This is a genomic window from Azospirillum formosense (assembly GCF_040500525.1).
Taxonomy (GTDB): domain Bacteria; phylum Pseudomonadota; class Alphaproteobacteria; order Azospirillales; family Azospirillaceae; genus Azospirillum; species Azospirillum formosense_A.
The window spans coordinates 2,421,892-2,435,768 of the sequence record NZ_CP159402.1; the positions used below are offsets into that span (position 1 = coordinate 2,421,892).

At 70.9% G+C, this 13,877-nt stretch carries 16 protein-coding genes, 1 tRNA gene and 1 pseudogene; 5 read left to right on the forward strand and 13 right to left on the reverse strand.

Annotation, left to right across the window (positions count from 1 at the left end):
• Positions 1–88: 88 nt before the first annotated feature.
• The gene (locus ABVN73_RS11585) at positions 89–478 is read left to right on the forward strand and encodes an STAS domain-containing protein (RefSeq protein ID WP_353858120.1); all 390 of its coding nucleotides are present in this window, start codon (positions 89–91) and stop codon (positions 476–478) included.
• Position 479: 1 nt separating this feature from the next.
• On the opposite strand, the gene ABVN73_RS11590 is transcribed toward ABVN73_RS11585, so the two are convergent.
• From ABVN73_RS11590 to msrB, 3 genes are all read right to left on the reverse strand, one after another.
• Positions 480–650 (reverse strand): hypothetical protein, encoded by a 171-nt coding sequence (locus tag ABVN73_RS11590; protein WP_170295769.1) that lies wholly within the window; start codon positions 648–650, stop codon positions 480–482.
• A 139-nt stretch (positions 651–789) separates the two neighbouring features.
• Positions 790–1,809: an LLM class flavin-dependent oxidoreductase gene (locus ABVN73_RS11595; RefSeq protein ID WP_353858121.1), complete on the reverse strand. Its 1,020-nt coding sequence runs from the start codon at positions 1,807–1,809 to the stop codon at positions 790–792.
• A gap of 182 nt (positions 1,810–1,991) precedes the next feature.
• Complete coding sequence (gene msrB, locus ABVN73_RS11600; protein WP_353858122.1) at positions 1,992–2,486, reverse strand: peptide-methionine (R)-S-oxide reductase MsrB; 495 nt, start codon at positions 2,484–2,486, stop codon at positions 1,992–1,994.
• Between the two features lie 119 nt (positions 2,487–2,605).
• On the opposite strand from msrB, the gene ABVN73_RS11605 reads away from it, so the two are divergent.
• Positions 2,606–3,292, forward strand: a complete 687-nt coding sequence (locus ABVN73_RS11605) for a dienelactone hydrolase family protein (protein WP_353858123.1) — start codon at positions 2,606–2,608, stop codon at positions 3,290–3,292.
• Positions 3,293–3,352: 60 nt separating this feature from the next.
• Here the strand turns inward: ABVN73_RS11605 and ABVN73_RS11610 are convergent, their stop codons facing one another.
• From ABVN73_RS11610 to ABVN73_RS11625, 4 genes are all read right to left on the reverse strand, one after another.
• Complete coding sequence (locus ABVN73_RS11610; RefSeq protein ID WP_353858124.1) at positions 3,353–4,984, reverse strand: alpha-D-glucose phosphate-specific phosphoglucomutase; 1,632 nt, start codon at positions 4,982–4,984, stop codon at positions 3,353–3,355.
• A 150-nt stretch (positions 4,985–5,134) separates the two neighbouring features.
• Complete coding sequence (locus tag ABVN73_RS11615) at positions 5,135–5,908, reverse strand: cold shock domain-containing protein (protein ID WP_353858125.1); 774 nt, start codon at positions 5,906–5,908, stop codon at positions 5,135–5,137.
• A gap of 150 nt (positions 5,909–6,058) precedes the next feature.
• A complete protein-coding gene (locus tag ABVN73_RS11620; protein ID WP_114861414.1) occupies positions 6,059–6,274 on the reverse strand; it encodes a hypothetical protein in 216 nt (71 codons plus the stop codon).
• Positions 6,274–6,822, reverse strand: a complete 549-nt coding sequence (locus tag ABVN73_RS11625; protein ID WP_353858126.1) for a hypothetical protein — start codon at positions 6,820–6,822, stop codon at positions 6,274–6,276. The genes ABVN73_RS11620 and ABVN73_RS11625 overlap by 1 nt, the downstream gene beginning before the upstream one ends.
• A gap of 163 nt (positions 6,823–6,985) precedes the next feature.
• Between ABVN73_RS11625 and ABVN73_RS11630 the strand changes: the two genes are divergently transcribed.
• Positions 6,986–7,747: a hypothetical protein gene (locus ABVN73_RS11630; RefSeq protein ID WP_353858127.1), complete on the forward strand. Its 762-nt coding sequence runs from the start codon at positions 6,986–6,988 to the stop codon at positions 7,745–7,747.
• Positions 7,740–8,471 carry a metallophosphoesterase gene (locus tag ABVN73_RS11635; protein ID WP_353858128.1) on the forward strand — a complete coding sequence of 244 codons (732 nt, stop codon included), beginning with the start codon at positions 7,740–7,742 and terminating at the stop codon, positions 8,469–8,471. Before ABVN73_RS11630 ends, ABVN73_RS11635 begins: the two co-directional genes overlap by 8 nt.
• Before the next feature lie 16 nt (positions 8,472–8,487).
• Here ABVN73_RS11635 and ABVN73_RS11640 read toward each other — a convergent pair whose 3' ends face one another.
• The 4 genes from ABVN73_RS11640 to ABVN73_RS11655 form a co-directional block, all read right to left on the reverse strand.
• A complete protein-coding gene (locus ABVN73_RS11640) occupies positions 8,488–9,411 on the reverse strand; it encodes a DMT family transporter (protein WP_353858129.1) in 924 nt (307 codons plus the stop codon).
• On the reverse strand, positions 9,392–10,081 hold the full coding sequence (locus ABVN73_RS11645) for a GTP cyclohydrolase I (protein WP_353858130.1): 690 nt from the start codon (positions 10,079–10,081) through the stop codon (positions 9,392–9,394). The genes ABVN73_RS11640 and ABVN73_RS11645 overlap by 20 nt, the downstream gene beginning before the upstream one ends.
• Before the next feature lie 67 nt (positions 10,082–10,148).
• Positions 10,149–11,693 (reverse strand): HAMP domain-containing sensor histidine kinase, encoded by a 1,545-nt coding sequence (locus ABVN73_RS11650; protein WP_353858131.1) that lies wholly within the window; start codon positions 11,691–11,693, stop codon positions 10,149–10,151.
• 11 nt (positions 11,694–11,704) lie between these two features.
• On the reverse strand, positions 11,705–12,175 hold the full coding sequence (locus tag ABVN73_RS11655) for a molybdopterin-dependent oxidoreductase (protein ID WP_353858132.1): 471 nt from the start codon (positions 12,173–12,175) through the stop codon (positions 11,705–11,707).
• A gap of 288 nt (positions 12,176–12,463) precedes the next feature.
• Between ABVN73_RS11655 and ABVN73_RS11660 the strand changes: the two are divergent.
• A pseudogene (locus ABVN73_RS11660) lies at positions 12,464–12,772 on the forward strand (2-amino-4-hydroxy-6-hydroxymethyldihydropteridine diphosphokinase); the annotation flags it as partial.
• A gap of 183 nt (positions 12,773–12,955) precedes the next feature.
• On the opposite strand, the gene ABVN73_RS11665 reads toward ABVN73_RS11660, so the two are convergent.
• Together ABVN73_RS11665 and ABVN73_RS11670 are read right to left on the reverse strand one after the other, a co-directional pair.
• Positions 12,956–13,687 carry an SDR family NAD(P)-dependent oxidoreductase gene (locus ABVN73_RS11665; protein WP_353858133.1) on the reverse strand — a complete coding sequence of 244 codons (732 nt, stop codon included), beginning with the start codon at positions 13,685–13,687 and terminating at the stop codon, positions 12,956–12,958.
• A 59-nt stretch (positions 13,688–13,746) separates the two neighbouring features.
• A tRNA-Arg gene (locus tag ABVN73_RS11670) sits at positions 13,747–13,823 on the reverse strand.
• Positions 13,824–13,877: the final 54 nt, after the last annotated feature.

Below are 13,877 nucleotides of genomic sequence, written 5' to 3' on the forward strand. Positions count from 1 at the left end.
TCTGCTGTATGATGATCCGTGTGATGGGAAATTCCCCCGCCGGAGGAGGTATAGCAGGCCCGGCCGGATGGGGAAATCGGAGGGTTTGATGCACATCGCGGAAGAGGTACGCGGCGACGTGACGATCCTGCGCCCGGTGGGGCCGATCGACAGCGCCGCCGCCCCCCGGTTCGAGGCGCGCCTGTTCGCCGCGCTGGCGCCCGCCGACCCGGACGCGCCGGAAAAGGCGCCGGACGGGCTGGTGCTCGACCTGTCGGCGGTGACCCAGCTGACCCCGGCGGGGCTGCGCTCGCTGCTGCTGGCGGTGCGGCAGGCGCGGCCGGGCGGGGGAAAGGCGGGCGGGCGGGCGGGGGTGCGGATCGTGCTGGCGGCGGTGCCCGGCCCGATCCGCGGCGTGCTGGAGGAGGCCGGTCTGGCGGCGCTTCTGGAGAGTCACGGCGACCTCGACGCCGCCGTGCGCGCCGCTTCACAACACTGAACTAATCCATATTGCGAAGACTGGAATCATAGAGCTGCTGCGCCAGGATAGTCTTCAACAGGGCCTCGACGGTAACGCTCATGTAGCGCGCCTGCTGTTCCAGACGCCGATAGACGTCGAGCGGCAGATCAAGCGTCACGTTGACCCTGCTGGCGTGGGGAAACTCGGGCATATCCCCTCTCCATCTCTGTGAACCGCGTCACGCGACGCCGGGCCACAGACGATAGGGCTCTCCTCCGGCGCGGTCCATGGCGCAGTCCGCGAAGCGCGCTGTGCGGTTGCGCCGGACCTCTCCCCCAATTTGGAGCGCGTCAGGCCGCGGCGCGCAGCGACCCGTGGACCTCCGCCAGGATCTCGTAGGAGCGCACCCGCGCCGCATGGTCGTGGATGGCCGAGGCCACCATGATCTCGTCGGCGTCGGTCTCGGCGAGGAAGGCGTCGAGCCCGCGCCGCACCGTCTCCGCCGAGCCGACGAAGGAGCAGGACAGCATGTTCATCGCCTGCGCCTTCTCCAGCGGCGACCAGAAGCTCTCGATGTCGTCGATGGGCGGCGGCAATTGGCCGCGGGTGCCGCGGATGAGGCGGGCGAAGCTCTGCTGGGCGGAGGTGAACAGCCGGCGCGCCTCGGCGTCGGTCCCGGCCGCGACGACGTTCACCCCGACCATGGCGTGGGGCCGGTCGAGCTGGGCCGAGGGGGTGAAGTTCTCCCGGTAGACGCGCAGCGCCCGCATCAGCGCGTCCGGCGCGAAGTGCGAGGCGAAGGCGTAGGGCAGGCCGAAGGCCGCCGCCAGCTGCGCGCCGAACAGGCTGGAGCCGAGGATCCACAGCGGCACGTTCGACCCGGCGCCGGGCACCGCCTGCACGCGCTGGCCCGGCTGGACGGGGCCGAGCAGGGCCTGAAGCTCCAGCACGTCCTGGGGGAACTGCTCGGCCACCGAGGGGTCGCGGCGCAGGGCGCGCAGCGTCATCTGGTCGGTGCCGGGCGCCCGGCCCAGCCCGAGGTCGATGCGGCCGGGGAACAACGCCTCCAGCGTGCCGAACTGCTCGGCGATGACCAGCGGCGAATGGTTGGGCAGCATGATGCCGCCGGCCCCGACGCGGATGGTCGAGGTGCCCGCCGCGACATGGCCGATGACGACCGAGGTCGCCGCGCTGGCGATGCCGGTCATGTTGTGGTGCTCGGCCAGCCAGTAGCGGCGGTAGCCCAGCCGCTCGGCGTGGCGGGCGAGGTCCAGCGTGTTGCGCAGCGCGTCGCCCGGCGTGCTGCCTTCCGGCACCGGGGCGAGGTCAAGGACGGAGATGGGCGGGCGGACGGTGTTGTCGGTCGGCATGACGGGGGTATCCAATGAAACGGGACGGTCGGGGGAGGTGCCGGCTGTGCGAACCTTGGCCCCTTCCCCGGCCCTCCCCCGCTGCGCGGGAGAGGGGGCCTTCCGCGAAGCGGCGGCAGTCCCCTCCACCTCGCAGAGGGGGAGGGTTAGGGAGGGGGCACGAGGGAGGGGCCAAGCGTCTGCTAGAACGCCGCCCCCTCCTCCACCCAATCCTGAACGCTCCTGGCCAGCGGCTGCCCGTCGGGCAGGAAGGCCAGCGAGACGGAGTTGATGCAGAAGCGCATGCCGGTCGGCGGCGGGCCGTCGGGGAAGACGTGGCCCTGGTGGCTGCCGCAGCGGGCGCACAGCGTCTCCACCCGCACCATGCCGTAGCTGTTGTCCTGCACCAGCTTCAGATGCGCGTTCTCATAGGGCGCGGTGAAGCTGGGCCAGCCGGTGCCGGATTCGAACTTCGTCCCGGACCGGAACAGCGGCAGGCCGCACAGCCGGCACGCGTAGGTGCCCGGCTTCTTGTTGTCGAGCAGGCCGCCGCAGAAGGGCGCCTCCGTCCCGTGGCTGAGCAGGACGTGCCGCTCCTCGTCCGACAGGCGCTCCACCAGCGCCGCGCGCTGGTCCGGCGTCGGCGGCGTCAGGTCGAAGGGTCCGGCGGTCGGGGAACGGTCGGCGGGGGCGGACATCGGGTGGCTCCAGTGACGGGGTGACGCTGCTTGGAGATATGGGCCAGCCGGTCGCGGATGACACCCGGCGTCAGGCTGCTATCTTCCCTGCACGGAACGAATGGAGGGAGAGACCAGCCATGACCGGTACGACCACCGGCACGACCAGCGCCTGGACGCATCTGACGGCCGCCGACGGGCACCGGCTGACCGCCTACGAGGCCAGGCCCGTCGGGCCGGAAAAGGGGCGGCTTCTGATCGTCCAGGAGATCTTCGGGATCAACGGCCACATCCGCCGCGTCTGCGACGGCTACGCGGCGGACGGCTACCACACGCTGGCCCCCGCCCTGTTCGACCGGGCGGAGCGCGGGGTGGAGCTGCCCTATGACGAGGCCGGCGTCCAGCGCGGCCGCGAGCTGATGGGTGCGGTCAGCGTCGAGGACGCGCTGACCGACGTGGCGGCGGGCCTCGCCCATCTCGGCGGGGCGGAGGGGGCGGCCATCGTCGGCTATTGCTGGGGCGGCACCATCGCCTGGGCCGCCGCATCGCGCCTGCCGGTCCGCGCCGCGGTCGCCTATTACGGCGGCGGGATCGGCAACCGGCTGGACGAGGTGCCGCGCGCGCCGGTGCTGCTGCATTTCGGCGAGACGGACCACGCCATTCCCCTGACGGTGGCCGAGGCGGTGCGCCAGCGCCATCCCGGCACCATCACGCACCTCTACCCCGCCGGCCACGGCTTCAACTGCGACGAGCGCGCCAGCTACGACGCGGCGAGCGCCGCACTGGCCAGGCGACGCACGCTGGGCCTGCTCCAGGCGGTGTTCTGAACAGAGAAAGGCCCTTCCTCCGGCTCCAGAGGAAGGGCCTTTTCCGTCAGCTCAAGCGGTTCAGGTGGCGACGTCCGGCTTGGTGCGCCCCGTGTGACGCTCGATGCCGGCCAGTTCCGCCGCCAGATCGGCCAGCGGCTTCAGCGCGACCGGAGCGTCCAGCCCGTGCGCGCCGCCGACCGGCTCGTAGCGCTCGAAATAGACGCGCAGCGTCGCGCCGGACGTGCCGGTGCCGGACAGGCGGTAGACGATGCGCGACCCGTCCTCGAACCCGACGCGCAGGCCCTGCCGCTCCGACCGGCTGCCGTCCACCGGGTCGGTGTAGGCGAACTCGTCTGCCGCCGCGACGGTGCGCCCGCCGAGGGACGTGCCGGCCAGCGAGGGCAGTTTGCCGCGCAGCTCGGCGATCAGGGCGTCGGCGGCCTCCTGCGGGATGGCCTCGTAATCGTGGCGGCCGTAATAGGTGCGGCCGTAGGTGCCCCAATGCTCGGCCATCAGCTCGGCCACCGACAGGCCGCGGGCGGCCAGGACGTTGAGCCACATCAGGACGGCCCACAGCCCGTCCTTCTCGCGCACATGGTCGGCGCCGGTGCCGAAGCTCTCCTCGCCGCACAGGTTGATGCGCCCGGCGTCGAGCAGCGTGCCGAAGAACTTCCAGCCCGTCGGCGTCTCGTAGCAGGAAATCCCCAGCTTCGCCGCCACGCGGTCCACCGCCCGGCTGGTCGGCATCGAGCGGGCGACGCCCGCCAGACCGTCCTTGAAGGCCGGGACGTGGGTGGCGTTGGCGGCCAGCACGGCGAGGCTGTCGCTGGGCGAGACGAAGATGTTGCGGCCCAGGATCATGTTGCGGTCGCCGTCGCCGTCCGAAGCGGCGCCGAAGTCCGGAGCGTCCGGCCTGAACAGCCGCCCGACCAGTTCCTCGGCGTGGGCGAGGTTGGGGTCGGGATGGTGCCCGCCGAAATCCTCCAGCGGCGTGCCGTTGATCACGGTGCCGGCGGGGGCGCCCAGCCGACGCTCCAGGATCTCGGTGGCGTAGGGGCCGGTGACCGCATGCATGGCGTCGAACACCATGCGGAAGCCCGACGCGAACAGCTTGCGGATCGCCGCCATGTCGAACAGCGATTCCATCAGCTCCGCGTAGTCGGCCACCGGGTCGATGACCTCCACCGCCATGCCGCCGAGCGAAGTCTCGCCGGGCCGGTCGAGGTCGAGGTCCGGCGACTCCAGCGTCCTGTACTCGCTGATGGCCTTGGAGCGGGCGAAGAAGGCGTCGGTCATCGATTCCGGCGCCGGGCCGCCGTTGGCGGCGTTGAACTTGATGCCGAAATCGCCGTCCGGGCCGCCGGGGTTGTGGCTGGCCGACAGGATCACGCCACCGATGGCGCCGCGCTTGCGGATGACGCAGGAGGCCGCCGGGGTGGACAGGATGCCGCCGCGCCCGACCACCGCACGCGCGACGCCGTTGGCCGCGGCCATGCGCAGGATGGTCTGCACGGCGGTGCGGTTGTGGTACCGCCCGTCGCCGCCGATCACCAGCGTGGCGCCGGACAGGCCGTCGACGCAGTCGAAGATGGATTGGACGAAGTTTTCCAGATAGCGCGGCTGCTCGAAGACCTTCACGGCCTTGCGCAGCCCGGAGGTGCCGGGCTTCTGGCCGTCGAAGGGCGTGGTCGGACAGGTGACGGGAACCACTGGGCGTCCTTTCTTGATTCGGATCGGGCCGGGATGGCGCGCCGTCGCACCGTCACCCCGGCCCCGCCACGATGCGCGGCTTTGCGCCGCCGTTCAACCGGGCCGAACGACACCTTACCTTCGGTGGATCGTCGTCGATGGACCGGGGCCTTACGCCTCTTCGACCGAGACGGCTTCCGGACCCTTGTCGCCCTGGCGGACGGAGATGCGGACGCGCTGGCCGTCGTTCAGACCCTGCAGGCCGGAGCGCTCCACCGCCTTGATGTGGACGAACACGTCCTGGCCGCCGCCGTCCTGGGCGATGAAGCCGAAGCCCTTGGTGGCGTTGAACCACTTCACGGTGCCCTCGGTCTGGGTGGCCGGGCCGCCCGCCGGACGGCGCGGGCCGCCGAAGCCACCACGGTCGCCGCCCCGATCGCCACCCCGATCGTTGAAGCCGCGATCCCCACCGCGGTCCCCACCACGGTCGTTGAAGCCACGGCTGTCGCCCCGGCCGCCGAAGCCGCGGTCGCCGCCACGGTCGCCGCCACGGTCGTTGAAGCCGCGGTTTCCGAACCCGCGGTCGCCGCCGCGGTCGTTGCGGTCGCCGAAGCCCCCGCGGTCGCCGAAGGACGGGCGCGGGCCCTGGGCGCGGGCCGGGCGGGCCGGGGCGGCGGTGGAGGTGTCCACGGAATGCAGGGCGGAAACCTGGTTGCCCTTGCGCCCCTCGACGATGTCCACCACGACGGTGGCGCCGTCCGGCAGGGACTCGTGGCCGGCGGTGGCGACGATGGCGGCGGGGATCAGGGCGTCGGGCGACCCGTCCTCGAACTTGACGAAGCCGAAGCCGCGGTTGGGATCGTACCACTTGACGGTGGCCTGAACCTGGGTGCCGAGGACGACGGGCTGGCGGTAGACGTGCTGGCGCGGGGGTTGACGGTGCATGAGACCCACTGAACTCCAAAAGGCGACTCGGCACCGGCCTCCGGTGCCCGACAGAACACATCGCCTTTCCCCGCGCGAATCACAAGACCGCAGGCGCGCCGTTTCGCGCGCCTGCGGCCCTGGTGCCATTTTTCTCCCCGGCGGGCGGTTTCAGGCGAGCCGCTCGGGGTTGGGCGGCGGCTCCTCCGGCGGGACGGGGATGGCGTCCGGCGGCTCCTTGATCGGCGGCCGCGACGGGTCGCCCGGCATGTCCGGCATGCCGGGCGGCGGCACCGGCATGTCGGGAGTCGGCGGGGAAGGAGGAAGGGGACCGGCAACGCTCAGGTCGGCGGCCATCAGTTCAGCCATCATCCGCGTTGTCGCCATCAGCCGCCTCCGCCCATCGTGCCGCCCGCAGCACCCGGCGCGGCACGGGTCAGGCCGCGCGCCTTGTCCAGCGAGTCCATGCAGAGCTGCTCGTTGCCGTCCTTCGCGGCGGAGCGCGCGGCGGTCACCAGCGATTCGATCTGGGCGTTGCGCGCCGCCTGCCCCATCGACCCGCTCTCCATGGAGGAGCCGCTGTTCGGCGCGGCGTCGGGACGCACCGCCGGGGCGGTCGGCATGGGGGCGCCGGTGCGCGGCGGCTCGATCACCGCCTGGTCTCCCGAAGCCGGCGGCGCCACCACCCCGCCCGAGCGGGCGAGCTGGTCCGGCGTCGCCCCCGAACTCCCGCTCGGCAACGCCCCGTCCCCCGCGGTGGAACCGGAGCTGCCCGGCGGCGTCGCGACCGGCGGCGGGGTGGTCGACAGGTTGTTCTCGGCGGCGAAGCGGTCGACCAGAGCGGCGCAGCTTCCCTGCGCCAGGACGGGACCGGCACCGCACAGCACGAGGCCGGCGGCGAGCAAAAGGCCCTGTGGGATCGGATGTCGTGCCATCGGTTGCCTCCCCATCAGCAATACCACCCTCAACCGGAGCAGCGGGGCGGCGGTTCCGCCCGCCTTTGGCCGACTTTTTCCCGCCATGGACACCGTCCGGTGGTGCGTTTCGCCCGCTCCTCCTGTTGAAGGCGCGACGGACAACGGCGGGAGAGGGGGTGCGATGGACGGCAACCGCGAAGGCCGTGCGGATGTCTCGGCCGAGGCCGAGGCCTTCTACACGGAGAGCCTGAAGATCCTGACGGAGTCCGGAATTCCCTTCCTTCTGGGCGGCACCTACGCGCTCAGCGCCTACACCGGCATCACCCGTCCAACCAAGGACATCGACATCTTCTGCCGAGGCGGCGACTTCCCGCGCATCCTCGCCCATTTCCAGGACCGCGGCTTCGGCACGGAGATCGAGGACGAACGCTGGATCGGCAAGGTCCTGCACGGCGACCTGTTCTTCGACGTGATCTTCAACTCCGCCGCCGCCATCAACCCGGTCAACGACCGCTGGTTCGAGGAGGATCACCGCGCGCTGGTCTGCGGCACCGACGTGCAGCTGATCCCGCCCACGGAGATGGTCTTCTCCAAGGCCTTCGTGCAGATGCGGCACAAGTACGACGGCCCCGACGTCGCCCACATGATCCTGAAGCAGCACGCCCACATCGACTGGAAACGGCTGCTCGGCCACATGGAGCAGTACTGGGAGGTGCTGCTGATGCACGCTCTGAACTTCCGCTTCATCTACCCGACGGAGCGCGACCACATCCCGGATTGGCTGTTGCAGGAGCTTCTGGACCGGCTGAACGAGCGCGCGAAGCTGCCGGTGCCGCAAACCCGCATCTGCCGGGGGCGGCTGTTCTCGCGCGAGGATTATCGGATCGACGTCACGGACTGGGGGTTCGCCGACGTCGTCGGCGAGGAAACGAAGCATGGCTGAACACACGCGGGCTGACGCAACCCTGAAGGTCGCCGCCATCGGCGACATCCATGTGGGGGAAACCTCCACCCATCCCTACCGCGAGCTGTTCCAGGAGATCGCCGACCGGGCGGACGTCCTGGCGCTGGCCGGCGACCTGACCAACCACGGCAAGCCGCGCGAGGCCGAGGTGCTGGCCGAGGACCTGCGCGCCATCGGCATTCCGGTGGTCGCCGTGCTGGGCAACCACGACCACGAATGCGGCCATGTCGAGGAGATGCAACGCATCCTGGAGCAGGCCGGCGTCCGCTTCCTCGACGGCAACCCGGTGGAGATCCGCGGCGTCGGCTTCGCCGGGGTGAAGGGCTTCGGCGGCGGCTTCGAGAACCGCATGCTGGACGCCTTCGGCGAACCGGCGATCAAGCAGTTCGTTCAGGAGTCGCTGAACGAGGCGATGCGGCTGGAGAGCGCGCTGCGCCAGCTGGAGACCGAGCGGACCATGGTCGTCCTGCACTACGCCCCGATCGCCGAGACGGTGCGCGGCGAACCGACGGAGATCTACCCGTTCCTCGGCTCCTCCCGCCTGGCGGAGACCATCGACCGCTTCCACGTCCAGGCGGTGGTGCACGGCCACGCCCACCACGGCAGCTACGCCGGCCGGACCCTGCGCGGCACGCCGGTCTACAACGTCGCCCAGACCATCGAGAAGGAGTCGGGGAGGCCCTACGCGCTGATCGAATTGTGAATTCGGACGAGCGGCGTCAGCCCGGCCGCCGCGCGCCGACCCACAGCGTGCCCAGCCCGGCCGCCGCGATCAGCGCCCCGCCCATCAGCACCGCGGGCGACGGGCTTTCGCCCCACCACAGGAAGCCGATGGCCGCCGAGGCGGCGATTCCCAGATAGTCGATGGGCGCCAGCACCGCGGCGGGCGCCCGGCGGAAGGCGGCGGCGTTCAGCAGGATGGCCGCCCCCGCGGCGACGCCCAGCAGCAGGAAGGCCGGCAGGTCGGCCGCGTCGGGCAGCCGGAAGCCGGTCAGCAGGGCCGCCGGGGCGGTCAGCAGGCACCCGGCCAGCACGAAGACCAGCCCGGTGGCCGCCGGCCCGTCGGCCTGGGCCGTCCGCCGGGTCGCCAGGATGCAGACCGCGTTCAGGAAGGCCATGGCGAGCATGGCGAGGCTCCACGGCTCCAGCCGCGTCGGCGGGGCGATCAGGAAGACACCGGCCATCCCCAGCGCGACGCAGAGGGCGGAGGCCGCTCCCGCCCGCTCCCCGAGGGCCGGGCCGGACAGCAGCACGACGAACAGCGGGGCCGCGTAGGACAGGGCGACCAGATCGGCGAAGGGCAGATGCTGGGTCGCCGCGTAGAAGATCAGCGCCGCCCCGACGCCGCTCAGCGCCCGCACCGCGTGGCCGCCGGGTCGGGTGACGGACAGGGCGCGCCGCCCGGCCATCGCGACGGCCGCCACGCCGACCACCGGCAACGACAGCAGGAAGCGGAGGAACAGCACCTCCGCCGCGCCGTAGCGGGCCCCCAGTTCGCGGGCCAGTGCCCCGGCGGTCAGCACCAGGGCGAGCGACGCCGCCATCAGCAGCGCCGCCCCCGCGATGCCGGACCGCCCGTCCGCGCCGGGGCGGACGGGCCGGGCCGCGAGCGGGGCGGTCCGCTCAGCGGGCGGACCGCTCAAGCGTCGCGCACTCCCTCAGGAACTCCTCGCGCAGCTCGCGCGATTCCTGCATCTCCCCGTGGAAGGAGCTGTTGACCATGCGGCTGTCGTGGCCGGCGCGCACGCCGCGGTGGGTCTTGCACATGTGGACGGCGCTGATCCGCACGGCCAGGCCGCGGGGCCGCGTGGCCTCGACGATGAAGTTGCCGATCTGCTTGACCAGCTCCTCCTGGATCTGGAAGCGGGCGGCGAAATGGTCGACGATCCGGTCGTACTTGGACAGGCCCAGGATGTTGCCGCCCTTGGCCGGCAGGATGCCGATGAAGGCCGTGCCGTAGATCGGCATCAGATGGTGCGCGCAGGTGGAGCGCACGGTGATCGGGCCGGTGACGATCAGATGGTCGAATTCCTCGGCGTTCCGGAACTCGGTCAGCTCGGGCGGCGCCGTGAAGCGGCCCTTCAGCAGCTCGCGCACCAGCATCTTGGCGACGCGGCGCGGCGTGTCGCGGGTGTTGTGGTCGTTGCGGTGGTCGATCCGCAGCACGTCCAGCAGCTCTTCGACCTTCCGCGCCGCGGCGTCGATCATGGCGGCCTCGCCCGCGGCGTCCAGCGGCGTGTCGAGCGCCTCGTTCGACCGGCGCGCCTCCAGCGCCTCCTGCACGAGGGCCAGAACATGTGACTGCACCGTCATAAAACCCGATCCCTTCTTTTTTCTTCCCATGCCCGGCGAGACTGACGCCGGCTGATCTCAAGCGATCTCAAAGCGGACTGGCCGGCTGCGGACGCGGCATCGGCCCGCCGACCCGTTCCGCCGGAAAATGGAGCGAGGCCCGGAGACCGGCCCCCGCCTCGCCTTCCAACAGCAGCCGGCCGCCATGCGCCTCCATCAGGCTCTTCACGATGCTGAGCCCCAGCCCCGATCCCTGGAAACGGCGGGTCGCGCCGTCCTCCGCCTGATAGAACGGCTGCGCGGCCTTTTCAATCTGCTCCGGCGTCATGCCGATGCCGTGGTCCTGCACGGCGATGACGAACCCGCCCTGCGGGTCCAGCCACGCCTGCACCTCGATCGCCGACGGGCCGGAGCTGAACTTCACCGCGTTGGACAGCAGGTTCAGCAGCATCTGCCGCACCGCCCGCTCGTCGGCCTGCAGCACCGGCCACACCGCCCCCGGCGCCGTCCGGATCGTCCGGCCGCGCCCGGCCTGGGTGCCCAGCACCGTGGCGATGGCGGTGCCCGTCACCTTGCGCAGGTCCACCGGTTCGAAGGTAAGGCTGGCATGGCCCGATTCCATCTGGGCGACCGTCAGGATGTCGATGACCAGGCTCAGCATGTGCCGGGCGCTGCCCAGGATGTAGCCCGCATACTGGGCGTGCTCCCGCCGGGTGTTTTCCCGGCGGCCGATGTCCTTCGCGCCGTCCGGCCCGCCGCCGGGGGGGAGTCCCTCGCCCGGCGGACCGCCGTCGTCGCGGATCAGCTCCGAGAAGCCGATGATCGCGTTCAGCGGGGTGCGCAGCTCGTGGCTCATGGTCGCCAGGAAGCGGGTCTTGGCCTGGCTGGCCTCCTCCGCCTGGGCGATGGCCGTCTGCAGGGCGCCGGCCATCGCCTCCATCCGGTCGTGCGCGCGCCGGATGGCCCGGTTCTGGATCAGCAGCACGGTGATGAACAGGACGCCGCAGACCGCCAGACCGGCGGCCAGCAGGGAGAACAGCCCGTGCAGATGAAGCAGATGGTCGTGCCCCTCGTCCACCAGCTCCCCGCCGAACTGCGAGGCGACGGAGGCGAAGGCGTTCAGTTCGCGGTCGACGGGCTCCAGCACCGCCAGGGCGGCCAGCGCCTTCTCCGCCGCCGGCAGCGGCCCCGCCAGGATCATGCCGACCCGGTCCAGCGCCTCCTCCAGGCGGGCCACCGTGCGGCGATGCTCCGGGTAGCGGTCCATGAAGAGGGAGGCCTGCCCCCGCCCCAGCACGCCGATGCGGTTGCGCACGATGTCCAGCCGGAGCTGCACCTCCTCGGCGTCGATGTTGGTGCCGGGAAGCGCGCTGGCCAGGATGCGCTGCTCCAGCCGCGTCACCTCGCCCACCGTCTGGCCGGCGGCCCAGGCGAAGTTGTAGGGGGCGGCCCCGCGCAGCGCCTCGCCGTAATTCACTACCAGCAGCGAGAGATAGGCGGCGGCCAGGCCGAACCCGCCGGTCAGGATGGCCAGCCAGAGCCCCAGGCGGCGCGCGCGGTCCTCCGACGCCCAGCCCAGCAGGCGGGACAGCCGCGTGCTCCCGGTCGGCGCGGTCTCGGTCGGCGGACTCACGAAGGGTGCCTTCACTTCACGGCCAGCCGGGCGACCTGCCAGACCGAACGTGCGAAATATTTCTGCCGATTGGCTTCCGGATCATGGTCGAAATCATAGACGATGAACAGCGGTCCCTTGTCGCTGACCGGCATGTAGGCCCCGTCGCGCTTCAGCGCCAGGATCACCTTGCGGTTCCGCACGTCGTCCATCGGGATTTCGCCGGTGTAGTCGTTCAGCGCCGTCGCGGTCAGCGTTTCGCCGCGGGCCTCCAAACGCTCCATCAGGCGGGCCAGCGGCACCCCCTCGAAGGTCACCTTTTCCTTGTACCAGGGGGTGGCGGTGGTGAAGGACACCATGCCGAGCGACTCCAGCATGGGCCGGTCGAAGACCGCCATGCCGTCGCGGTTCGTCGTCCCGATCAGGCCCGACACGACCAGGATCGGCTTTTCCGTCGGCTCCGGCAGGGTTCCGGCGCTGGCCGCGCCGGCAAGTACAAGCAACGCCAGGGCGACAAAACGGCAAACAATTCCATTCACCATATCGGCTAACCGTCGGCAATTCGGCCATTCAACCTTTATCATGATTGCTTTCCGCGAGCGTTCCAACGAAAATTCTATCAAAAACAGCCTGCCTATTTTTACATACGGAAAGGTGTATCAAAATTCGTTCATTCTTCACTCCGGGCATGGCCAGCTTGTAACGACCCGGCGCCACCGTTTCCTCCAGCATTTCACACCTCCCCACCGCACATCCCGATCGATGGAACGCTTATGGACGCCCTGATTCCGATGCCCTCCGCCTCTCTGCCGTCAAGCGGCCACATCCTGGGAATCGGAACGAACCTGGACCCGGAGCGGAACGCGGCGCGGATCGCCGCCCGTCTGGCCGATCTCTTCGGCCGCGTGCTGCTCAGCCGCTTCTACCGGACGGCGCCGGTCGGCATGGCGAGCGCCCACCCCTTCGTCAACTATTGCGCCTATGTGCCGAGCGCGCTGGACCCCGCCTGCTGCAAGGGCTTGTGCGTGGGGATCGAGCTGGCGCTGGGCCGCGACCGCGACCATCCCGGCTGCAAGACGCGCGACCGGCCGGCCGACATCGACCTGATCGGGCGGGTCGGCCACGCCTTCCCGCTGGACGGCCTGGCGGACCTGCGCCCGGACCCCTATCTGGCCGCCCCCTTCGCGGAGATCGCCGCGCTGCTGACCGGAAAGCCCGTCCCGGCGCCCCAGGGCGACCTGTGCGCGACGACCCTGCCGGGCTGCAGCGTCGGCTCACCCCGGTTAGGCGAGGCGCCGGCCACCGTCCACCGCGACGATGGCGCCGGTCTGATAGTGATTTTGGAGGATGGCCTCCACCGCCATGCCGATGGCCTCCACCCCGCCCTCCTCGCCGAGCAGCGTCTCTGACAGCACCCGCGCCCGCGCCTCGGGGCCGTGCCACTCCTTGAACAGGATCGGCCCCGGCTGGACGACGTTGACCTTGACCTTGGGGGCCAGCCGCTTGGCGAAGGACAGGGCGAGGTTCTGAAGCCCGGCCTTGCTGGCGCAATAGGCGTCGAAAACCGGGTTGGGGTTGTCGGCGTAGATGTCGGTGATGTGCACGATGTCGGCCCGCCGCGCCGAACAGGCGTCCAGCAGCGGCGCCAGCTCGCGGTTCAGCGCGAAGGGCGCGCGGACATGCACGGCGTGGAAGAGGTCGAGCTGCCGCAGCGCGTCCGCGGTGTCCGCCGCCGTCACCTCGAAGGCCGAGGCGTTGTGGACCACCGCCCGCAGGCTGCCCGCCACGCCCCGCACGGCGTCGGCCAGCCGCGGCCCGCCGTCCGGATCGGCGAGATCGCCGCGCAGGCAGACCGCCCCGGCGGCGCGCAGCCGCTCCAGCTCGTCGGTGGGGGTCCGGTAATGGGCGATGACCGGGTGCCCCAGCGCCATCATCCGCTCGGCCAGATGCAGACCGACGCGACGTCCCGCGCCGGTGACGAGAACGGCGTCCTGCAGCAACAGGGGTGCGGTCATTGGAAAGGCCTTCGGCAGAGGGCCGACTCGCGGACGGCGGGAGCGGTCGCGGAAGAGGGTGGTGACCCCGGCTGGACTCGAACCAGCTGCCTACGGTTTAGGAAACCGTCGCTCTATCCAGATGAGCTACGGGGCCACGGCGCTGAACATAGCGGCTCCGCCGCGACTTGCCAACCATCCGTCTCCTGGC